This window comes from Methylococcus capsulatus (assembly GCF_036864975.1).
Taxonomy (GTDB): domain Bacteria; phylum Pseudomonadota; class Gammaproteobacteria; order Methylococcales; family Methylococcaceae; genus Methylococcus.
Window position 1 is genome coordinate 842016 of the sequence record NZ_CP104311.1, and the last position, 21066, is coordinate 863081.

Annotated in this window: 24 protein-coding genes and 1 tRNA gene; 17 read left to right on the forward strand and 8 right to left on the reverse strand. The window is 61.4% G+C overall.

Annotated elements, in window-relative coordinates; translation table 11 throughout:
- Positions 1–238 precede the first annotated feature (238 nt).
- The gene (locus N4J17_RS04005) at positions 239–1027 is read right to left on the reverse strand and encodes a M48 family metallopeptidase (protein ID WP_198323044.1); all 789 of its coding nucleotides are present in this window, start codon (positions 1025–1027) and stop codon (positions 239–241) included.
- A 34-nt stretch (positions 1028–1061) separates the two neighbouring features.
- Complete coding sequence (gene msrA, locus N4J17_RS04010; protein ID WP_198323045.1) at positions 1062–1736, reverse strand: peptide-methionine (S)-S-oxide reductase MsrA; 675 nt, start codon at positions 1734–1736, stop codon at positions 1062–1064.
- Between the two features lie 78 nt (positions 1737–1814).
- Between msrA and hslO the strand changes: the two genes are divergently transcribed.
- Together hslO and N4J17_RS04020 are read left to right on the forward strand one after the other, a co-directional pair.
- Positions 1815–2684 carry an Hsp33 family molecular chaperone HslO gene (gene hslO, locus N4J17_RS04015; protein WP_198323134.1) on the forward strand — a complete coding sequence of 290 codons (870 nt, stop codon included), beginning with the start codon at positions 1815–1817 and terminating at the stop codon, positions 2682–2684.
- Between the two features lie 711 nt (positions 2685–3395).
- Positions 3396–4169, forward strand: a complete 774-nt coding sequence (locus N4J17_RS04020; RefSeq protein ID WP_277458480.1) for a hypothetical protein — start codon at positions 3396–3398, stop codon at positions 4167–4169.
- A 45-nt stretch (positions 4170–4214) separates the two neighbouring features.
- On the opposite strand, the gene yrfG is transcribed toward N4J17_RS04020, so the two are convergent.
- Positions 4215–4892 (reverse strand): GMP/IMP nucleotidase, encoded by a 678-nt coding sequence (gene yrfG / locus N4J17_RS04025; protein ID WP_198323046.1) that lies wholly within the window; start codon positions 4890–4892, stop codon positions 4215–4217.
- Positions 4893–4957: 65 nt separating this feature from the next.
- Here yrfG and cysQ point away from each other — a divergent pair, with 65 nt between their 5' ends.
- Entirely contained in the window at positions 4958–5776 is an 819-nt protein-coding gene (cysQ, locus tag N4J17_RS04030) for a 3'(2'),5'-bisphosphate nucleotidase CysQ (protein WP_198323047.1), read from the forward strand.
- On the opposite strand, the gene N4J17_RS04035 is transcribed toward cysQ, so the two are convergent.
- Entirely contained in the window at positions 5773–6837 is a 1065-nt protein-coding gene (locus tag N4J17_RS04035; RefSeq protein WP_198323048.1) for an MJ1255/VC2487 family glycosyltransferase, read from the reverse strand. The genes cysQ and N4J17_RS04035 overlap by 4 nt on opposite strands.
- Positions 6834–7361, reverse strand: a complete 528-nt coding sequence (locus N4J17_RS04040; protein ID WP_198323049.1) for a phosphatase PAP2 family protein — start codon at positions 7359–7361, stop codon at positions 6834–6836. The genes N4J17_RS04035 and N4J17_RS04040 overlap by 4 nt, the downstream gene beginning before the upstream one ends.
- A 47-nt stretch (positions 7362–7408) precedes the next feature.
- Between N4J17_RS04040 and N4J17_RS04045 the strand changes: the two genes are divergently transcribed.
- Entirely contained in the window at positions 7409–8197 is a 789-nt protein-coding gene (locus N4J17_RS04045) for a pteridine reductase (RefSeq protein ID WP_370525907.1), read from the forward strand.
- Here the strand turns inward: N4J17_RS04045 and folK are convergent.
- Both folK and folB read right to left on the reverse strand, forming a co-directional pair.
- On the reverse strand, positions 8194–8688 hold the full coding sequence (folK, locus tag N4J17_RS04050; RefSeq protein WP_198323050.1) for a 2-amino-4-hydroxy-6-hydroxymethyldihydropteridine diphosphokinase: 495 nt from the start codon (positions 8686–8688) through the stop codon (positions 8194–8196). The two genes, N4J17_RS04045 and folK, sit on opposite strands and share 4 nt — an antisense overlap.
- Positions 8681–9046 carry a dihydroneopterin aldolase gene (gene folB / locus N4J17_RS04055; RefSeq protein WP_017365754.1) on the reverse strand — a complete coding sequence of 122 codons (366 nt, stop codon included), beginning with the start codon at positions 9044–9046 and terminating at the stop codon, positions 8681–8683. The genes folK and folB overlap by 8 nt, the downstream gene beginning before the upstream one ends.
- Positions 9047–9125: 79 nt before the next feature.
- On the opposite strand from folB, the gene plsY reads away from it, so the two are divergent.
- Positions 9126–9725, forward strand: coding sequence for a glycerol-3-phosphate 1-O-acyltransferase PlsY (gene plsY / locus N4J17_RS04060; RefSeq protein WP_198323051.1), 600 nt, complete (start codon positions 9126–9128; stop codon positions 9723–9725).
- Here the strand turns inward: plsY and tsaD are convergent.
- A complete protein-coding gene (tsaD, locus tag N4J17_RS04065) occupies positions 9712–10725 on the reverse strand; it encodes a tRNA (adenosine(37)-N6)-threonylcarbamoyltransferase complex transferase subunit TsaD (RefSeq protein ID WP_198323052.1) in 1014 nt (337 codons plus the stop codon). The two genes, plsY and tsaD, sit on opposite strands and share 14 nt — an antisense overlap.
- 110 nt (positions 10726–10835) lie before the next feature.
- On the opposite strand from tsaD, the gene rpsU reads away from it, so the two are divergent.
- From rpsU to N4J17_RS04125, 12 genes are all read left to right on the forward strand, one after another.
- A complete protein-coding gene (rpsU, locus tag N4J17_RS04070; protein WP_010962181.1) occupies positions 10836–11069 on the forward strand; it encodes a 30S ribosomal protein S21 in 234 nt (77 codons plus the stop codon).
- A gap of 23 nt (positions 11070–11092) precedes the next feature.
- Entirely contained in the window at positions 11093–11551 is a 459-nt protein-coding gene (locus N4J17_RS04075; protein WP_198323053.1) for a GatB/YqeY domain-containing protein, read from the forward strand.
- A 54-nt stretch (positions 11552–11605) separates the two neighbouring features.
- The gene (gene dnaG / locus N4J17_RS04080; protein WP_198323054.1) at positions 11606–13327 is read left to right on the forward strand and encodes a DNA primase; all 1722 of its coding nucleotides are present in this window, start codon (positions 11606–11608) and stop codon (positions 13325–13327) included.
- A 77-nt stretch (positions 13328–13404) separates the two neighbouring features.
- Positions 13405–15204: an RNA polymerase sigma factor RpoD gene (gene rpoD, locus N4J17_RS04085; protein ID WP_198323055.1), complete on the forward strand. Its 1800-nt coding sequence runs from the start codon at positions 13405–13407 to the stop codon at positions 15202–15204.
- A 14-nt stretch (positions 15205–15218) separates the two neighbouring features.
- Positions 15219–15295: transfer RNA gene (locus N4J17_RS04090), tRNA-Ile, on the forward strand.
- A gap of 180 nt (positions 15296–15475) precedes the next feature.
- On the forward strand, positions 15476–16681 hold the full coding sequence (locus N4J17_RS04095) for a tyrosine-type recombinase/integrase (RefSeq protein ID WP_198323056.1): 1206 nt from the start codon (positions 15476–15478) through the stop codon (positions 16679–16681).
- 102 nt (positions 16682–16783) lie between these two features.
- Positions 16784–17236 carry a hypothetical protein gene (locus N4J17_RS04100; RefSeq protein WP_198323057.1) on the forward strand — a complete coding sequence of 151 codons (453 nt, stop codon included), beginning with the start codon at positions 16784–16786 and terminating at the stop codon, positions 17234–17236.
- A gap of 105 nt (positions 17237–17341) precedes the next feature.
- Positions 17342–17599 carry a helix-turn-helix transcriptional regulator gene (locus N4J17_RS04105; RefSeq protein WP_198323058.1) on the forward strand — a complete coding sequence of 86 codons (258 nt, stop codon included), beginning with the start codon at positions 17342–17344 and terminating at the stop codon, positions 17597–17599.
- Positions 17600–18057: 458 nt separating this feature from the next.
- Complete coding sequence (locus N4J17_RS04110) at positions 18058–18330, forward strand: hypothetical protein (RefSeq protein ID WP_198323059.1); 273 nt, start codon at positions 18058–18060, stop codon at positions 18328–18330.
- Positions 18330–18542: a hypothetical protein gene (locus N4J17_RS04115; RefSeq protein ID WP_198323060.1), complete on the forward strand. Its 213-nt coding sequence runs from the start codon at positions 18330–18332 to the stop codon at positions 18540–18542. Before N4J17_RS04110 ends, N4J17_RS04115 begins: the two co-directional genes overlap by 1 nt.
- On the forward strand, positions 18539–18793 hold the full coding sequence (locus N4J17_RS04120) for a hypothetical protein (protein WP_198323061.1): 255 nt from the start codon (positions 18539–18541) through the stop codon (positions 18791–18793). The genes N4J17_RS04115 and N4J17_RS04120 overlap by 4 nt, the downstream gene beginning before the upstream one ends.
- Positions 18771–21041 carry an AAA family ATPase gene (locus N4J17_RS04125; RefSeq protein WP_338457638.1) on the forward strand — a complete coding sequence of 757 codons (2271 nt, stop codon included), beginning with the start codon at positions 18771–18773 and terminating at the stop codon, positions 21039–21041. The genes N4J17_RS04120 and N4J17_RS04125 overlap by 23 nt, the downstream gene beginning before the upstream one ends.
- Positions 21042–21066 lie beyond the last annotated feature (25 nt).

The following is a 21066-nucleotide window of genomic DNA, read 5'->3' on the forward strand; positions in this document are numbered from 1 at the left end:
CATGGGCGGATGAACGTGCGGCCCGACCAAAGGATTTCAGACTGCCCCGAAGCATGACTTGACAAACGGTGCGACATCCTGCCACGCGACAATTTGTCACATTCACGTCACAGCTGTGGTTTGATAACCTAAAGCTGTCATCGAGACTACCTCCCTCGAGTTGACGTGCCGCACGGTAGTGCGAGCGACTCCTCCTCTTTCGACGCAGGGCTGATCCCCCTGCGTTTTGTTTACTCCCTTAACCCAGCCTGACCCCGTCACACTGCGGCCGACGCCCTTTTGCAGCCGCCTGGCGCTGTAAATCGAGCGCATGGGGCATCCGCTTTGCCAGATCCTGGATGCGGGTGGCATGAGAAGGATGGGTGGACAGAAATTCGATCGGCTGGCCGCCTCCTGCACTTTCCATGTTGTTCCACAACTCGATGCTCTGGCGCGGATCGAAACCGGCGCGCGCCATGAGATCCAGTCCGAGCAGATCCGCTTCGCTTTCCTGGGTACGGCTATAGGGCATCAGGATGCCGTACTGCGCCCCGAGTCCCAGCAGCCCCATCAGCGTCTTGCCGGAGGCGGAAGCGGGATCGGCCAGCGCCTGCATGATGTTCAGTCCCTGCTGGACGGCAACCTGTTGAGACAAACGCTCGTTGGCATGACGGGAAAGCACGTGGGCGACCTCATGGGCCAGTACCGTCGCCAACTGATCCTGGTTGCGGGCGATACGGAGCATTCCGGTATGGACGCCGATCTTGCCACCGGGCAGGGCGAAGGCATTGGGACTGTCCTGCCTGAACAGCGCGACGTCCCAGCTTCCGCCGACGTCCAGCGTCACCGCGTCGGCGACACAGCGCACATAATCGTTGACTTGTCGGTCCGGCTCGACCGGCACCTCACGCTTCAAGGCGGCGAATGACTGATCGCCCAGCATCGTCATTTGGCTGTCCGGCAACAGCATCAGCTGGCTGCGCCCCAAGGGAGAAGTGGCACAGGCACTCGCGGCGAGGCCGAGGAGCAGTACGACAGCATTCTTCATGGCTCAAGGATCGAGGCGAAACAAAGGGCTGGGATCATATCGGATCGCCCCGCGGCTCTTCAATCCGAAAGGGCGGACATTCGAATTCGACCCCGGTACCACGCAGCCCGCAGTAGCCGTCCGGATTCCGGGCCAGGTACTGCTGGTGATAGCTTTCGGCATAATAAAATTCAGGGGCCATTCGGATTTCCGTAGTGATGCCGCCGCGGCCGGCCCGTTCGAGAGCCATCTGGTAAGCATCGCGTGACGCCAGGGCCCACTGGAGCTGTTCCTGCGTAGTGGCGAAAATCGCGGAGCGATACTGCGTCCCCCGATCATTGCCCTGGCGCATGCCTTGCGTCGGGTCGTGGGAAGTCCAGAAGATCTGCAACAGGGTGTCGAACCCGACTTTGTCCGGCGCAAATACGACGAGGACGACCTCGGCATGCCCGGTTCTGCCGGTACACACCTCCTCGTAGGTCGGATTGGGCGTCGATCCTCCGGCATACCCTACGGCCGTCGAGTAGACCCCGGACAAGGTCCAGAACCGCCGCTCTGCGCCCCAAAAGCACCCCATCCCGAAGAACACCCGGGCCGTGCCCGCCGGGAAAGGTGGCTGGATCCGCCGGCCATGGACCAAATGGGTATCGGCCACCTGCAGAGGCACAGCGCGTCCCGGCAGGGCGTCGCGAGCATTGGGCAAAGCCGACTTGACTGACTTGAACGCCATGGCGTACTCCCGCGTCGAATAACACTGGAAATGAAAACCCTATAATGCCTTCTTTTCAATCGGAAGAATGCGGCCATGATGAAAAATTCCGACACCTTTCAGCGCTTCCTGTTCGAAGACATGGGTATCCGCGGCGAACTGGTCCGCCTCGATGCCAGCTGGCAGGCAGTGCTTCAGCGGCACACCTACCCTCCCAACGTGAGCCGTCAATTGGGTCAGGCGCTCGTCGCAGTGACACTGCTGTCCGGGACCATCAAGTTCAAAGGGGCATTGATCATCCAGGTCCAGAGCCGGGGGCCGCTGCACACGTTGGTGGTCCAGGCCACCCATCGCCAGACGATACGCGGCCTTGCCCATTGGCACGATCCAGTGCCGGCAGGGGCTTTGAGCGAGGTTTTCGGCGAGGGCAGACTGGTTCTCACGATTCAGAACGAAGGTGCGGAACCCTACCAAGGGGTCGTCGCGCTGGAAGGACAATGCCTCTCCGCGGCACTGGAAAATTATTTCGCCAACTCCGAACAATTGGCGACCCGGCTATGGCTGTTCGCGGATGGACAACGTGCCGCCGGACTGTTCCTGCAGGTCCTTCCGGCCCAGGCGCACGCCGACGATGACTGGACGCGGCTGGTGACCCTGGCCGATACGGTCACGGAACATGAAATGCTCCACCTGCCATTCGAAGACCTGCTTTACCGGCTCTATCACGAAGAAAAAGTACGCTTGTTCGAAGCCGAGCCCGTCGTATTCCGTTGCTCCTGTTCCCGGCAACGCATCGAAGACATGCTGCTGGCGTTGGGCAAAGCCGACGTAGAGGCCATAATTGCGGAAAAAGGCCTCGTGGAAGTCGATTGCGACTTCTGCAACAAGCGCTACCAGTTCGACCGCGTCGACATCGGCGCACTGTTCTCGGAAGAAATCAAAAGCACCCCTTCCTCGACCCGGCATTGACCCATACCCTCTGACTAGCGAGTCAGTTCACTCCAGCACGAGACGTATCAATCACCCTGCGTCGGAAGGCGTCTGCAGCAGCGGCGGGAAGGAGCCAGCCCATGCCGGTGCGGCATAAGGTCGCAGCGCCGCCCGATTCGGGGAAGACGCGCCGATACTGTCATGGTTGTAAGGGGCCTATTCTTCAGAAGGGGGCCTTACGCCAAGCAAACCGTTTGAGACATCCCTGCCCGTTGAGACACCCCATGCCACCGGCGCAAACATCGGGCGCAAATCCACGCCAGCCGGCTATTCCTTCCCGTGGCCGGTCATCGGCATCGATACCAACTGCACATTGAACGACTGATCAAAGGCATTGACACCGCTTTTGCGGAACAGCCATTCCGCAGAACGTGTCATCGATGTCCAGACCGTGGCCAGCAACAGCGTTACGGAAAACCCCAGGAAACGCCATGACAGAAGAAAACACCAAGACCTCTGGATATTTCGATCTGCAGTTGGAGGTTCGACAGCGCCAACCGTGTGGTGTCCATCAAAGTCGACGATGTCCCTGTCCCCTTGGCTCCACCGGCGGAAGATTCATGCCGCGAGGATTACGACGAAACGTCAGTCGCCGGCACGACCGTTCCGGACCATCCCAGTTCCCCTTCCAAAACAGCGGTCACGCGGCTTTCACCGGGACCAATCTTGAGGCTCGGCCTGAACGCGGTCATGGTCATAGGCGCCGTCCTGGCCCTGCCAACACTGGTCTACTGGAGCTGTTTTGCCGACGATCCCCAGTTTCTCGACCGCTACGGATGCTGGATGGTATACCTCGACCTCAGCGTCGTGCCGCTGATTGCGGCATTAGGCTATCTGCGCAGCTACATCTACGCCCATGCCTCGCGCATGATGGGCTTGGTGATAGGCATGACCATCGGCACGCAGGTCGGCACCATGATCGGCGGCGTATTGGGAGCAACCAACGGCTTCTTTGTCGGCGCGATGGTCGGCATGTCGCTCGGCACCCTTTACGGCGCGCTGACAGCGTGGTGCTGCGGTCCGATGGCCGTCATCCATGGTCTCATGGCGGGCGTGATGGGGGGCACCATGGGTGCCATGGTGGTCGTCATGATGATTCCCGACCATGTCCTGATATTCATGCCCGTGTTCACGACGGTCAATCGGTTCATTCTGATCTGGTTCACTTACCTCTTTTACAAGGAGGGTGTGGCGGCGGGCAAATGCCAACTGCGTGGACCGTTGACCTTGACGCAACTCTGCGCCTTCAGTCTGCTCACGATCGGCCTCCTGTCGGCGCTCATGGTGCTGGGACCGCAAGGGCCGATGGTCTGGAAAGGGCAAAAGCGCGCAATCCTGGATGCCGATGTTACCGAAAACCGGTTCCAGCCCAGGGAATTCGGAGAGGACAGTTCTTCGGCAAACCGACAGGAAATGGAAATGGCATGCGGAACCAGGATGATGAAAGGAGGCAGCCCGCCATAGCCCGGCCCCATTGGATGGCCAAAACTGAACCATCTTTAATTCCGCTCACGGAGGGTTTCCGGCAGTCGTCCTCACCGGCGTGATCGCGCGCAAGTCGTCTATGGCTGGAAACCCGACGATAACCGCCGCCGCCCGCTTGCTGTCTGCCTTGCGCACGGCCACGAGATGCTTGGGCCCGGTTTGCCGAGCCGAACGCAGCACCGGCACGCTGTCGTCGACCAACAGGGTGGTTTCCGGATCGTACGGTTCGACCTCGTGCAGACGCCGCCAGAACAGAGGGTCCTCTTTCGGCAGGCCGATGGCATGCGAACTGATGATGGCGTCGAAAAACACGTTGAGGGCGGTTTTCTCAAGCTTGAGTCCCAGGCTTTTGGGATGGGCATTGGTCACCAAAACCAGCCGCAGCCCCAGCGACCGCACCGCATCGAGAAACTCGGTCACATGGGGCAGAACCGCGATCAATCCGGCGATTTCGGTTTTCATCGCCGCGATGTCCAGTCCCAGCACCTGACTCCAGTAATCCAGGCAATACCACTCCAGCCGGCCCTCCATCGCCCGAAACCGCGGCATCAGTTCCGCCTTGGCGTCCGCCAAACTCAGACCGTGGCGCTCGGCATAGCGCCGGGGCACGAATTCGAGCCAAAAGTGATTATCGAAATTGAGATCCAGCAGCGTGCCGTCCATGTCGAGAAACACGCTGCGCATGCGTTTCCATGGAATCATCGGTTACCATGTCCAGCTTGATTCATCGAAAGCCCAACCCAGTGAGTAGCCAAGGAAATCAGTCCATGCCCATCATGAAGGAGCCTTCCCGCCTGCTCGAATCGGTAGTCGCGCTGGCCAAGGAAGCCGGCCGGACCATCCTTGCGATCTACGACTCGGAGTTCAGCGTCGCACAGAAATCCGACCAGTCGCCCCTGACGATGGCGGATCTGGCATCGCACGAGCTGATTGTGGCTGGACTGGCTCGCCTGAGACCCCAATTCCCGGTGCTTTCGGAAGAGTCTACGGCTTCCGCTTTCAAGGACAGGAAGAACTGGCCTTCGCTCTGGCTGGTCGACCCGCTGGACGGCACCAAGGAGTTCGTGAAAAGAAACGGTGAGTTTACGGTTAACATCGCCCTGATCCATGAACACGCGCCCGTGCTGGGCGTCGTTCACGCCCCGGCGCTGGGACTGACTTATTTCGCCGCCGAAGGTTGCGGTGCTTTTCGCCAGCGCGGCGACCAAATACCGCAGAGCATCCGTGCGCGCGCCCGGGCACCGGCGCACCCCGTCGTCGTCGGCAGCCGGTCGCACGTGAATGCTGCGATGGAGACTTATCTGAACCGGCTGGGAGAATGTGAATTGCGGCCGATGGGCAGTTCGCTCAAGCTCTGTCTGGTTGCGGAAGGAACCGCCGATCTGTATCCCCGGATCGGTCCGACTTCCGAATGGGATACGGCAGCGGCACATTGCATCGTCACCGAGGCTGGCGGCGCGGTGACCGACCTCAAAGGCGCACCACTCGTGTACAACGCAAGAGACGGTCTGCTGAATCCTTACTTCCTAGTGTTCGGCGACAAGAGCCGTCCCTGGCTCGACTACGCGCAAGGAATCGAAGGCTAGGCGGCGTTCGCCCGGCGCTGGGGGTTGGCGCCGTAATCGTAGCGAACCTCGTCCCACACGCTGCGGACCCAGGCATGGTCGATGTGACGGTCGCCGCTTTTCAGCCAACGGACAATGTGGGATGCCACATTGGGGTAGATGACCCTAACTGCATGCCCGTTCCTGAGCCAATGTATCACCGATGCCCGCTCCAATTCCGGCATCACCGCACCGAGCTGCGTCTGTTCCAGCGCCAAGGCGTTGGAAAGCTGTTCCATTTGCGCTCTCAGCGGCTTCACTAGCAGCTTTTTGCCCATCTGTAAAGCCTCGCTCGCCAACTCGAATCCGGCATTACAGATCACCGAGCTGCAGTCGCGCAGGTCCTGTTGAAAGCCGGTCCGGGACAACTGCTTGATATGGATATGCTCGGGCCGGTCCCTGCTGACCGCTGGGCTGTAGACGTGGAATTCGTATTCGCGCAGGGGCGCCAATAGTGCCACAATCTCGCGGATATCCTCGAACGGGAGGTAGACCAGAACCTTGTGCTCTAGCACTGCCTCCGGTTCCGGCGGCGTTTCGATGATCGGTGGCAGGATCGGCTGGTCGAAATGATGCCAGTGCAAGCCCAAGCCGACGCTGGCCGGGGCAAAATACTTGAGCACGGTACGCGCGAAAATGTCGTCCCCGGTCTTGGGGATGGGATAGTTGAATGCGTACTGATGGCCGATGCCGATGATTTCGCGCTTCTGCAACCTGGCCGCCCAAGCGGTGACCGGCTCGAAATCGGTGATGACCAGATCGTAATGAGAGAGATCCAGCGTCCGGACGTCGCGGATGAAGCGGATGACGTCATTCTGAACCGAGGTCTTCAGATAGGAGACCCGTCCGGCCTTGGTCGAAAACGTCAGTCCTTTGCGCCACAGATAGTCGCCAAAAACCGCCATTTCGAACAGGTGATCCCAAGGGCGGCCGGTAAACAGATAGGTCACATCGAAGCCGGCCGCCTGGAGCACGGGCGCCATCACCCGCGCCCGCGTGATATGGCCGTTACCCGTGGCCTGGACGCCGTAAAAGATTCTCACGTCAGAAAGACTCCCACACTGAGGAAAGCGACGCTCGTACCCATGGCCAGCCCCACGAGCACATCGGTGGGAAAGTGGACACCCAGGAAAATACGCGACAGCCCCACCGCAGCGGCCCAGCCGTATAATGCCGGCAACCAGGCCGGATGAGCACTGGCGACCACCGTCGCCATCAGGAACGCGCCGGAGGCGTGGCCGGAAGGGAAGCTGAACCGGTCGGATGGAATGATAAAGCTGTGGTAATCCCGGATCGCCGCGGCAGGCCGGTCGCGGCGCAGGCCGTTCTTGACCATAAAATACAGCGGCCGCTCGATCGCGAACGCCAGCAGAGCGGCTTTCAGCAAAGCCAGGTTCAGATCGTCGCCGCTGGCGAACCAGTAAAAGCCGAGCAAAGCATAGAGATAACCGTCGCCGGTGCGCGAAATCCAACGGCTGCACCGAGCGCAGAGCTCCAGATGCTTGCGGTTCATGAACCAGATGAACATGAATACGTCGCAACGGTGAATCGCCTGGATCAGCTTCATGACAACGCTCCGGGAAACGAACGCTCCAGCCAGGATAAGGAATGAGCATGACAGCTAGCGGTCGCTACGGTGACAATTCGATGAACACACAGCCCGGATCGACGGGGAAGAAGGTGGCGCTGATCACCGGAGCGGCCCGAAGAGTCGGGGCGGCCATTGCCGCCCACCTCCATGAGCGGGGCTACCGCGTCATCGTGCACTACCACCGCTCGGAAACGGATGCCTTGATGCTTTGCGAAAGCCTCAATCGCCGCCGAAACGATTCCGCCACCGCCGTCGGAGCCGATCTGCTGGACCTCGAAGCCCTGGCTCCGCTGGTGGAAACGGCAGCCGGACACTGGGGCCGACTCGACGCCCTGGTCAACAATGCCTCGACGTTTTACCCCACACCAATGGGATCGGTAACCCACCAACAATGGGACGAGCTACTCGGCAGCAATCTCCGTGCCCCGTTTTTCCTGGTCCAGCACGCCATGCCCTGGCTGTCGGCCAACTGCGGCTGTGTGGTGAACCTCGTCGATATCCACGCCGACAGACCGCTAAAAAACCATCCGGCCTACACCATCGCCAAGGCGGGACTGGTGGCGCTGACGAAGTCACTTGCGAGGGAACTGGCACCGGCCATTCGCGTGAATGCGGTGGCGCCGGGTGCGATCCTGTGGCCCGAGCGCGGCACCGATGCGGCAATGCAGGCCGAAATCCTGCGTCGCATCCCCTTGGGACGGCCCGGCACTCCGTTGGACATCGCCAAGACCGTCGCCTGGTTCCTCGACCAGGCCCCCTATGTCACGGGACAGGTACTCGCCGTGGATGGTGGCCGCAGCCTGGCCGGTTAGGAATGCCACGGCGGGCGGATGCGCGCCTGTCGCAAGCCGGTCTTGTCATAATGATCCCAAAGCTCCCGAAAACTCACCCCCAGGACCGGATGCTTCAAATCCGGTGCAATTTCCGCAAGCGGCTCAAGCATGAAGGCGTATTCGGTCAGCTCTTTGCGCGGAAGCTTGAGCTTGCCCTCACTGACGACCGCGTCGCCGTAGAGTAGAAGGTCGAGATCCAGCGTCCTTGCGCTAAACTTCCTGGACTCGCGGGTGCGGCCGTGATCCGCCTCGATCCGCGCCAGAGCCCTTGCGACGTCGGCGAGCGGCAGCTCCGTTGTGAATCCCACCACCAGATTGTAGAAGGGATCGCCCTCGAACCCGACGGCGGCCGTTTCGTAGACGCTGGACACGCGCAGTGTCCCGAAAGCATCCCGCAGTGCCGCGAGCGCCGAAGGAATATGCCTATCCCGGTCGATATTGCTGCCGATGCTGACGAAAACCTCAGGCATCGGCCGGCTTTTCTCCACGCTCGATCAGGACGCCGACATCGCTGGCGCCGCGAATGGCGCCGCGCTTGTTCAGAGTGACGCGCACCCAGGGAATCGAGAATTCGTTCAGCAGAATGGCCGCGACCTTCTCGGCCAAGGTTTCTACCAGAAAAAACTGGCTGTTCTCGACGAATTCGATGAGGCGCTTCGACACCGCCTTGTAGTCGAGCGCATGGGCAATGTCATCGGTCTCCGCCGCCCGGCGTATGTCGGTCGCCATTTCGAGATCTAACACCACGGTCTGCCGGATCTCCCGCTCCCAGTCGTAGATGCCTATGATCGTCTCGATCTGCAGGCCTCGCAGAAATATAATGTCCATTTCCGGCCTCTGTCGGTCGCGCGTTCAAGACGGCCATTCGTAACATAGAATTCAAATTCATGACAACTGCGGAGCACTCATGTTGGTCGAATGGCTGCTGATTCCCTTGGCCTATCTGCTCGGCTCGGTTTCGAGCGCGGTCATCATCAGCCGGACCCTGGGATTGCCCGATCCGCGCCAGGAGGGCTCGAAAAATCCAGGCGCCACCAACGTGCTGCGCCTGGGAGGCAGACGGGCCGCGATCCTGACCTTGCTGGGTGATGCTGCCAAGGGGCTGATTCCCTTGCTCGTCGCCAAAAGCATGGCGGTTTCCCCGCCGTTGCTGGCCGCGATCGGTTTCGCAGCGTTCGTCGGGCATCTCTACCCGGTGTTTTTCCAGTTCAAAGGCGGGAAAGGCGTGGCAACCGCCCTGGGCGTGCTGCTGGGATTCGCCTGGCCGGTGGGTATCATGGCGCTCCTCACCTGGATCGGCGTGGCTGCACTGTTCCGGTTCTCGTCCCTCGCCGCGCTGGCGGCAGCGGTGCTCGCCCCGGTCTACGTGTGGTTCTGGTTGGGCTCCGCCGAACTGGTGGTCGCGACGATGTTCATGTCCACCCTGCTCGTCTACCGCCACAAGGGCAACATCGAACGTCTGCTCAAGGGCGAAGAAGCTCGGCTCGGCGGCGCTAAACAGCCGTAAGCGTTTCCATCGCCCAACGCGCCTTCGCTTCAATCACGGACGGTTCGAACTGCCCCGCCAGAAGGCGCCGGCAACCGGCGAAGGCGATCATCGCCCCATTGTCGGTACAGAATTCCGGCCGCGGAAAATAAACCCGGCAGCGCTCGCTTTCGGCCATCGCATGGAGTTCCTTTCTCATGGCCTGATTGGCACTCACCCCCCCCGCGACGACCAGCCGCCCCAACCCGGTTTCCCGCAGCGCCCGACGGCATTTCAGCACCAGCGTATCGACGACGGCCGCCTGGAACGCGCAGGCGATGTCCGCCTTGTCCTGCGGCGTCCCCGGCAGTGCGGCAAGCACGTTCAACGCGTGAGTTTTGAGTCCACTGAAACTGAAATCGAGACCCGGCCTGTCCGTCATCGGACGGGGGAAATGGAACCGTTCGGCGCGTCCTTTCTCCGCGAGGCGGGCCAAAGCCGGCCCACCGGGATAGCCCAGCCCAAGAAGCTTTGCGGTTTTGTCGAAAGCCTCCCCGGCCGCATCGTCCAGCGACTCACCCAGCACATGGTAGGACCCGATGCCACGCACCTCGACCAGCAGGGTGTGTCCGCCGGACACGAGGAGAGCGACGAAAGGGAATTCGGGAGGCTCCGGTTCCAGCAGCGGCGCAAGCAGGTGGCCCTCCATGTGATGGACCGCGACGGCTGGGACGCCCCAGGCCCAGGCGAGGCTGCGGGCCACGGCGGCACCGACGAGGAGCGCCCCGATGAGGCCCGGTCCGGCCGTGTAGGCGATCCCGCCGATTGCGGCACGCTGGACTCCCGCAGTCGCCAGCACTTCGCGGACCAGCGGCAGGAGTTTGCGCAAATGGTCCCGCGATGCGATTTCCGGCACCACGCCCCCGTATGCCGCATGCTCGTCGACCTGGCTGTAAAGCTGGTGCGCCAGCAACCCCTTGCTCGAGTCATAAAGCGCAACGGCGGTTTCGTCACAGGAAGTTTCGATGCCTAAGACCAACACGGCTCTTTTTGCGTTACCCTGTGGTCCGGGTATAATGCGCCATTTATTCAAGAGGCGGCCGGACTCCGGCCATTTTTCCAAGAATCCATTTGAACTGTTTAGGATGCTACATGCCGTCGATTAAGATCCGCGAGAACGAACCTTTTGAAATTGCCATCCGCCGCTTCAAGCGCGCCTGCGAAAAGGCCGGCGTCCTGTCGGAAGTGCGCCGCCGCGAATATTACGAAAAGCCCACCGAGGAACGCAAACGCAAAGCGGCAGCAGCCATCAAACGGCATCTGAAAAAGCTCTCGCGCGAACGCTTTGCCCTGCAAAACCTGCGCAAGGGCCGCCCTCAGCAATAAACGGGTCAATCCGCAACGCACACATGGCTGAGCAAGACGCGAGTCTGAAAGAACGCCTGCAGAGTGACATGAAAGCGGCACTCAAGTCAGGTGAAAAAGAACGCCTGGGTACGATCCGCCTGATCCTCTCCGCCGTCAAGCAAAAGGAGGTCGACGAGCGCATCCTGCTCGACGATGCGCAAATCGTAATGGTGCTCGACAAGATGGCGAAGCAGCGGCGCGAATCCATCGCCCAGTACGAAGCCGCAGGTCGCAATGATCTTGCGGCCATCGAGCAGGCAGAACTTGCGATCATCCAGGCATACCTTCCTCAGGCCCTGAGCGAAGCAGAGGTCTCGGCCATACTGCAGGCTGCCATCGAGGAATCCGGCGCAAAAGGCATCGGCGACATGGGAAAGGTCATGGCCCTGGCCAAGCCGAAGCTGCAGGGACGGACCGACATGGCCGCAGCCAGCGCGCGGGTCAAATCACTGTTGAGCTGAGCTCGCGTTTCCCACCGATCGGGCAAGGACAAGCCGGTGGGAACCCCTCCCCCAATGGCCGGCCGACTCCCTCGCGAATTCATCGACGACCTCATAGCGCGCATCGATATCGTCGATCTCATCGACGCGCGCGTCCCCTTGAAGAAGTCGGGTTCCAACTTCATGGCCCGATGCCCATTCCATTCGGAAAAGACGCCCAGTTTTTCCGTCAGCCGGGAAAAGCAGTTCTACCATTGCTTCGGCTGCGGCGCCCATGGTAATGCCATCAGCTTTCTGATGGATTACGAACGCCAGAGCTTCCCGGAAGCCGTGGAAACTCTGGCCGCGCTGGCGGGAATCGATCTGCCCAAAGCCACGGCTACCCCTGGAGCGAATCCCTCGGCTTCGCTCCAACTCCAACCGGTCTACGACATCCTGGAGCGGGCGGCAGGCTTCTATGTCCAGCAACTTCGTGACCATCCCGACGCCGAACAGGCCAAAGTCTACCTGCTCAAACGCGGCCTGACCGGTGAGATCGCTCGCCACTACGGGCTCGGCTATGCCCCACCGGGCTGGAACAACCTGCCGGCGGACTGGCCCAGAGCGCCCCTGATTCAGAGCGGCCTGATCATCGAGAAGGATCGCTCCTGCTATGACCGGTTCCGCCACCGCATCATGTTTCCCATCCGGGACCGGCGCGGCCGCGTCATCGGCTTCGGCGGCCGCACCCTGGGCGAGGAGACGCCTAAGTACCTGAACTCGCCGGAAACGGAGGTGTTCAAAAAAGGCAAGGAGCTATACGGCCTGCACGAGCTGTTGGAATCGGCCCCCCGGCCGCGGCGCATCCTGGTGGTCGAAGGCTACCTGGATGTCATCGCCCTGGCTCAGCACGGAGTCCACGACGCCGTCGCGACGCTCGGCACCTCCACGTCCACCGAGCATGTGCGCTTGTTGTTTCGTTTCACCAGGGAAATCGTTTTCTGTTTCGACGGCGATACCGCCGGCCGTAAGGCAGCCTGGCGCGCACTCGAAGCCAGCCTTCCGCTCTTGCAGGAAGGTCGTGAAATACGCTTCATGCACCTGCCGACAGGCGAGGACCCGGATTCGCTGATCCGCCAAGAAGGGCGCGAGGCTTTCGAGCGCCGCATCGGCCAGTCCTCGCCATGCTCGGATTACCTGTTTCGAACCCTACAAAGGGACCTGGATCTGCGCAGTGTCGAAGGACGCGCAACGCTGCAGAAACAGGCCCGTGAACTTCTGGACCGCCTCCCGGTCGGAGTATTCAAGACGTTGATGGAGCAGCGGCTGAGCGAACTCACAGGAGTGGTGAACCCAGCGCCCGCCTCTAAACCCGTCGAAAACCGCCCGCGCCATTCTTCCGGGCAGGTGCGCTCCCCTTCCGCATGGCGAAATCTGGTCACCCTTCTGTTGCATCAACCTCGGCTCGCGGGACTCATCTCACCAGAAATCCGAGCGCAGCTCACCAAAAACCCACGTGCCGGCCCGCTCATCGCACGCATCCTGGAATACACCGATCTGCGAAAAACTCCGACGCCGGGCATGCTGTTCGAATATCTGCGGGAAACACCAGAAGGCGAGCTGGCCCGAAACCTCTTGAAACGGGGACTGCTCACACCGGAAGAAGGGATGGAAAGGGAATTCGTCGATGCCCTCGACCGGGTAGGCGCACTGCTTCGCGACGAGCGGCTGAGCCAATTGATCGACAAGTCGAAGGTCGCTCAACTCACTGATAGTGAACGGGAAGAACTGCGGAAATTGACAGGAGGAAAATCTTGAAACTCGACTAACGCCGCCCCATCTTCTAAAATGGAAAGTTCTTCAGTTTCACCCACCCCTCCAGCGCGAGTTCGTTAATGACGCCAGAACAGCAGCAGCACCAGCTTAAGGAACTTATTGCTAAGGGCAAGATGCAGGGCTACCTCACCTTTTCCGAGGTCAACGATCATCTCCCCAGCGACATCGTCGATCCCGAGCAGATGGAAGACATCATCTGCATGATCAACGACATGGGAATCGAAGTCCACGAGGACGTCCCCGACAACGAAGACCTGATTCAGGACACCGCGGTGGTGGCCGAATCCGACGAGGATGAAGCCGCGGAAGTCGCCGCGGCGCTTGCCTCGTCCGTCGATACCGAACTTGGACGCACCACCGATCCCGTGCGGATGTACATGCGCGAAATGGGAACCGTGGAGCTGCTGACCCGCGAAGGTGAGCTGAGCATCGCCAAGCGCATCGAGGAGGGAATCAACATCGCTGCCAACGAACTGGTGCGGTTCCCAGCGGCCATGGAACGCTTCCTCAAGGCTTTCGAGACCGTCGACAACGGCGAGCTCAGGCTCTCCGATCTGATCTCCGATTTCTTCGATCCCGCCGCGGCGGATACGGTGGCAACCGAAGCCGACGCCGAAGCCGAAATCATCGATGAAGTCGATACCGGCCCCGACCCCGAACTGGTGAAAGAAAAGTTGACGGCTTTCCGCAAGCTGCACAAGGCAGCCGTCACCGCCCACCACAAGCACGGCTACAGCCACGAGAAAACGCAGAAGTCTTTCGATGCACTGGCCGTGGCCTTCATGGAATTCAAGAAGACCCCGCAGTTCTTCAAGGAACTGACCGATACGCTGCGCGACACGGTAGCGAAAATCCGCGAGCAGGAGCGCGCACTCATGGACATCTGCGTGACCAAGGGGAAGATGCCCAAGGCGGAGTTCATCGCGTCGTTCAGCGGCAGCGAAACCGATATGGGATGGCTCGACCGGGTGTGCGATCCTACAAAACCCTATGCGGCTGCGATCAAGGCCCATGCGGAGGAAATTCGCCGGATTCAGGCCAAACTCGCTCAAATCGAGAAGGAAAACAGGCTCGACATCGCACTCATCAAAGATATCCATCGCAGAGTGTCCGCGGGGGAGAACCAGGCACGCCTGGCCAAACGCGAAATGATCGAAGCAAACCTTCGCCTCGTCATCTCCATCGCCAAGAAATACACCAACCGCGGGCTGCAGTTCCTGGACCTGATCCAGGAAGGCAACATTGGTCTGATGAAAGCGGTGGACAAGTTCGAGTATCGACGGGGCTACAAGTTTTCGACTTATGCAACCTGGTGGATCCGCCAGGCGATCACGCGGTCCATCGCCGACCAGGCGCGCACTATCCGTATTCCGGTGCACATGATCGAAACGATCAACAAGCTCAACCGCATTTCGCGGCAAATGCTGCAGGAAATGGGGCGCGAGCCGACACCAGACGAACTCGCAGCACGCATGGACATGCCGGAAGACAAGGTGCGCAAGGTGATGAAAATCGCCAAGGAACCCATTTCCATGGAGACCCCGATCGGCGACGACGACGATTCGCATCTGGGGGACTTCATCGAGGACTCCCGCGTCCTATCGCCGGTCGAGCATGCAACCGTGGCCAGCCTGCGCGAAACCACCCAGCAGGTACTCGCCGGACTGACCGCGCGGGAAGCGAAGGTGCTCCGGATGCGTTTCGGCATCGATATGAACACCGACCACACGCTGGAAGAGGTCGGAAAGCAGTTTGACGTGACGCGTGAACGTATCCGCCAGATCGAAGCCAAAGCCCTGCGCAAACTGCGTCATCCGTCGCGGTCCGAGCAGTTGCGCAGCTTTTTGGACATCGAATAACGGACATCAAGTTCGGGCCCTTAGCTCAGTCGGTCAGAGCGAGCGACTCATAATCGCCAGGTCGTAGGTTCAAGTCCTACAGGGCCCACCATTTCAGAGTTTCACCCCGTCTCAAGACACCTCAGAACCCGCAAGCTACAAGGCTTTGCGGGTTTTTTGTTGTCTCACGGCATATCACCGGATAACATCCAGTACCATCATTCCCGCTGGTAGTCCTGCTGGTATCGACCATTTCCCGAGGTTCGATGCCATCAATCCGGAGCAATCGCCCATGCTGCAAGACATCGAGGCCCGCAAGGCCAAGCCGAAGGACAAGCCCTATAAGCTGGCCGACGAAAAGGGCTTGTACCTGTTCGTCACCCCACAAGGGGGAAAGCTTTGGCGGATGAATTACCGCATCGAGGGGAAGCAAAAGACCCTATCCTTCGGGCAGTACCCGGACGTCACCCTAGCCGATGCCCGCACCCGCCGCGACGACGCCCGCCGGCTGCTGGCACAAGGCATCGACCCCGGCGCCGAGCGCAAGGCGACCAAGACCGCCGAACGGGAGACATTCGAGGCCATCGCCCGCGAATGGCATGCGAAGTTTTCACCGTCATGGGCACAGACCCACGCCAAGCGCGTGTTGGAGCGGCTGGAGAACCACATCTTTCCCTATCTGGGGAGCAAGCCAGTTTCGGGGCTGACCGCGCCTATCATCCTGGCCGTGCTGCGGCGCCTGGAGGATGCCGGCAAGGCTGAGAGCGCCCACCGGATCAAGGGTATCGTCGGGCAGGTTATGAGGTACGCGGTCGCCAGCGGACGCGCTGAATCAGATCCGACGCAATCCCTACGCGGGGCCCTGGCGCCAGTCTCTAAGGTGCATCACCCGGCGCTGCTGGACCCCATCGAAATCGGCAAGGTGCTGCGCATCCTGCACGGCTACAGCGGCACACCGGAAGTACGCGCAGCCTTGCGACTGGGCCCGCTGGTATTCGTCCGGCCGGGTGAGCTGCGTACCATGAAATGGGAAGACCTGGATGTGGAAGCCGGCGAGTGGCGGTTCACCCTGAGCAAGACCCAAACGCCGCATATCGTGCCGCTGTCTGGCCTGGCGCTGGAGATCATCGAGGAGCTTCGACCGCTGACCGGCCGAGGCGTCTACGTCATGCCTTCGGCGCGGTCACCGTCCGGTATCAGGCCTATGTCGGAAGGCGCCGTGCTGGGGGCGTACCGCGCACTCGGGATCACCAAGGATGAACTTGTCGGTCACGGCTGGCGGGCGACGGCGCGTACGCTGCTGGTGGAAAAGCTGAGCTTCCGGGTGGACATCGTGGAGCAACAGCTTGGGCATGTGGTCCGCGATCCGCTCGGCCGCGCCTACAACCGGACCACGTTCCTTGATGAGCGCAAGGCGATGATGGAGACCTGGAGCAGATACCTTGAAGGGCTGCGCACCGGGGCCGAGATTATCCCGATCCGGCAATTCATGGCCTGATACACTGAGTTCACCACGCCTAGCCCGGCCAGGCGACAAGCGGGACACCTTCACCCGTTGGCGTGGTTCCTATCTTGAAGGACTGCCTTTGAAGGAGGGCGAATGGACGACCAGCCAGAAGACCATCTGCGCCAGCTCAAATATCTTCCGTTGCATGCCGGCCTGAAGTGCGATGTGTACCACCGTGGAATGACCCACGTCCGGAGGATGAGCCTTGCCGCTGAAGTTATCTGCCGTGAATTTGAGGCCGGTAACGTCTCGCCAGAAGCCCTGGAGGCATTTAGCGCCTATGCCGGGCAGCTCTATGCGGCGCTGAATCCAAGCGCCCACATTTCAGCCAGGGCGAAGCACAGCCGCAACAAGCTGGCCGAACCCGTAAAAGATTTCGTGGCCACCAGATATGAGTCTGGCAAGCCCTGGAAGAGCAAGCGCCAGGCCGCAAAGAAAATTCATGTGGAGGTTGAACGGCTGATCGAAACAGGCGAGCTTCCCCGAGTGCTATCGCCGGATCGGGCGTTTCAAACTATCTACGATTGGGTTCGCAAGCCAGGGTAGTGCGCGACGCGTCGCGTATACGTTTCACGTCGCGCATCGTAGCGAGGTTATAGCCCGCCAAGTCATCCTTTCATCGCACACCAACAGGCAAAAGGAGCCTAAGCGATGAAAGACAACCTACTTCCTCAAACCGGCTTTGTCCGCCAGGCCGATCTTGTCGGCACCCGCGCCCGGCCGGCGACACGGACCAAGAAGGCCCGGCCGGCGACCAAGGGCATTCTTCCCGTGAGCGCTCCGACATTGTGGCGCATGATCCGAGACGGCCGGTTTCCAAGGCCGGTCAAACTCTCGCCCGGCGTGAGCGCCTTCCGCGTCGAGGACGTCCGGAACTGGATGGAATCTCAGGGCAAGGAGGCCGCATGATCGCCTTCGCCTACTACGACACGCCCATGAAGCCCAGCCGGCGCGATCGAAAGCCAAAGCGAGGGTGGCGAAAACGACGAAGCCCGCGGGCAGGCGGGCTTCATCTTCGGACGGCGAGCTTGGGGAAGGGCTCACCGGAAAGCATAAGCCCGGCTCCCGCTTTCGGCAAGGCTTCCATCAAGAAGTCTGATAATAGGCCCGCACGATCCGCTGTAAGCTGTTTCCCGTTCCCCATGCGCACATGGGGGCAGGCTTGGCGGCCTGAGCGGAAGCGGCAATCAGCCGCACAGCATTCGCAATGCGGCTTTTTTGCGTCTGGCGTCTCCCTCTATGGGCGGGCCGGATGGGAGAGCCGCAAGGCTCTGCCGGTGCTTCCCCGGTCCGCCAACCTGTCCGGTACCGTCCACCAGCTTGGCGGCTGGCGGGCGGTTCGTAATCCGAACCGAAGGAAGCACATCATGAACCACCCCACCCTTGGCGAAATCCGCCCGAAAACCCTCGCCCGCTGCGATGCCGACCAGCTCGACAGCGAGGTTTTCCAACTCGCCGACCGTCTGGAAAACCTCGCCATTCTCTGCCGGCAACTGACCGAGTATTACCCGAGCGTCCGCGACTTGAAGGCCGTCGAGCGCAACGTCAAATCCGCCCATGCGGCGCTGGAGAAAGCGAAATCTCCGACCCGAGGGCTTTGGAATCTGAGCACGGAAACCGCCGCCACGGAGGGCCGGTAATGAGCGCCGATACCTTTCACGAAACCACCAACCAGGTAATCAATCGGGTCACGGCCTGGACCCTCGCGGCCGTCGAGCTTCTCGAGATCGCCGACCGCCACCCCGAGCAGCCCGGCGCCCGCGATCCCGAGCGCCTTCGCGTCATCGCCGATACGCTGGCGGACGTTTCCGCAGAGCTGCGCAACCTGGTCGTCGAAGGGGGTGCAGCATGAGCCGCGAATTCTTCAACGGTACCGCGCACTCGACACAAGCAATCCGAGCCCTGCTGAGGGCCCGGTTCGGCGATGGGAACTTCCGCATTGGCAGGTCCGGGGCGATCTACGTGCGTGCCGTCCAGGCGAACGAGAAAAAGCCGCGTTGGCTGCTTTTCGGAGACATCGGCGCGACCGACACCGAGCGGAGGCTTGACCGGCTGGCGGCCGAGTTCGGCGAGGGCTCAAGTGGCGGGCACGGCCATGCGTAGCGCACAGGTTGAGAGAGCAGACACCCGGCCCGAGGCGCTGCCCGTCGATTTCGACGCGATCCCGCCAGAACTGAAGGAACGCCCCCGCTGGTGCGTCTGGCGCTACGAATGGGACGCCGGCAAGAACCGATGGATCAAACCACCAAGGTCCGTGATCCCGCCCAACCAGGCTATCAGCGTGAACGATCCGGGGCCCTGGGGATCGTTTGAGATGGCCCGCCAGGCGTACGAGCGGGGCGGATGGAGCGGCGTTGGCATCCTGCTGGACGGCGACGGCATCACCGCCTTGGACCTGGACAAGTGCATGGATCCGGCTACCGGCGAACTGACGGAGGATGCCGGTGCGGTGCTGGCCGAGTTCGACGGCACCTACACCGAGCGTTCACCGTCCGGCCGCGGTATCCGTGCCCTGTGCCGTGGCAGGCTGGCAAGGGACGGCCACAAGTCGGCGGAGCATGGTTTCGAGGCTTACCAGAAAGGCCGATACGTCACGATCACCGGGCAGGCCATGTGCCCGCCTGGCACCGGCATAGACGACGCTCAGGAGGCCCTTGATTGGTTCCTGTCCACGTACTTCCCGACCGACCGCCAGAACACCGCCGACCCAGCCAGACCGATTGCCCCCACCTGTGCGCCAGAGGATGCAGCCAACCAGGCCGGCCCGAGCGATGAGGACGTCTTGAGCAAGGCCCGAAGCAAGTCGGAGTTCGTGGCGCTGTTCGATGAGGGGAACCTTGACCAGTTCGGCGGCGACCACTCAAAAGCGGACTACCGGCTGATGTGTTATCTGGCGTTTTGGACCGGACGGAATACCGACCAAATGGCGCGGCTATTCCAGGCATCGGCGCTGGGCCAGCGAGGCAAGGCCAACCGCCCGGACTATCTCGGGCGGACCATCGAGGCGGCGCTGTCCAGAACCAGCGAGGCGTATGCCTGGAACACAGGGGTGGTATCTGATCCGTTCGACTTCGGCGAAGACGGCGACCAGGGCGGCGGGTCTACCGCCCTGCCCGGAACCGGCAAAGCCCAAGCGCTCAAGATGGTCGAAATCATCCACGCCGAATCGATCCAGCCGAAGCCGATCCGATGGCTTTGGCGCGGCTGGCTGGCGCGGGGCAAGCTGCACGTGATCGCGGGCGCACCCGGCACCGGGAAAACTTCAATAGCCCTGGCGCTGGCCGCGACCATCACCACGGCCGGACGCTGGCCGGATGGATCGGCGGCCGAGCCGGGAAACGTGCTGATCTGGAGCGGCGAGGACGACCCGCACGACACACTCGTTCCCCGCCTACTGGCTGCCGGGGCGGATCGGTCACGCTGCTATTTTGTCGGCGACGTGGCGGACATGGGGGAGCGGCGGGTATTCGACCCGGCGAAAGACATGGCGGCGCTGGCCCAGGTAGCCAGGCGTATCGGCGACATCCGGCTGATGATCGTTGACCCTATCGTATCGGCAGTATCCGGCGACTCCCACAAAAACGCCGAAGTTCGCCGCGGGCTGGCTCCACTGGTGGAGCTGGCCGGCAAGCTCGATTGCGCCTTGCTGGGCGTCTCGCACTTCAGCAAGGGAACGGCCGGCCGTGATCCGTTGGAGCGGGTGACCGGCTCGTTAGCGTTCGGGGCGCTGGCCCGGATCGTGTTCGCGGCGTTCAAGGAGTCCGAGGATGATGGCGGGGGCCGGGTGTTCTGCCGTACCAAGTCAAACATCGGTCCGGATGTTGGCGGCTTCCGCTATGACCTTCGCACCGACGAGCTGCCGGGGTTCCCCGGCGTCGAGGCGTCGTCCGTGCTGTGGGGCGAAGCCGTGGACGGATCGGCGCGGGACCTGCTGGCGAGGGCTGAAGCGGTCACCGACCCCGACGAGCGGACAGCCGTGGGCGAGGCTTGCGGCTTTCTTCAGGCATTGCTTGCTGATGGGCCGGTATCGTCAAGGGCGGTTAGAAGTGAGTGCGAAGGAGCGGGGCACGCATGGTCAACGGTGCGCCGTGCCCAGAAACAACTCGGCGTTATCGTCTCGAAGGGAGGCGGACGTTTTGGCGGCGGCAAGCAACAATGGACATGGGCGCTGCCGGACAGAAGGTGCTCAAAAAACCCAGAAGATGCCCGTCAAAAAACGTGGGCAACTTCTGGGAGTGATGAGCACCTTGTGGAAGGTGACCAAGATGCTCAAGGCATGGACACCTTCTGCAATGATGAGTCACCGGAGACGGCCAAAATTTACCCCTGGAGCAAGGAGGCAGCCCGATGACCACCCGAGCGAAACACCGCGCCGA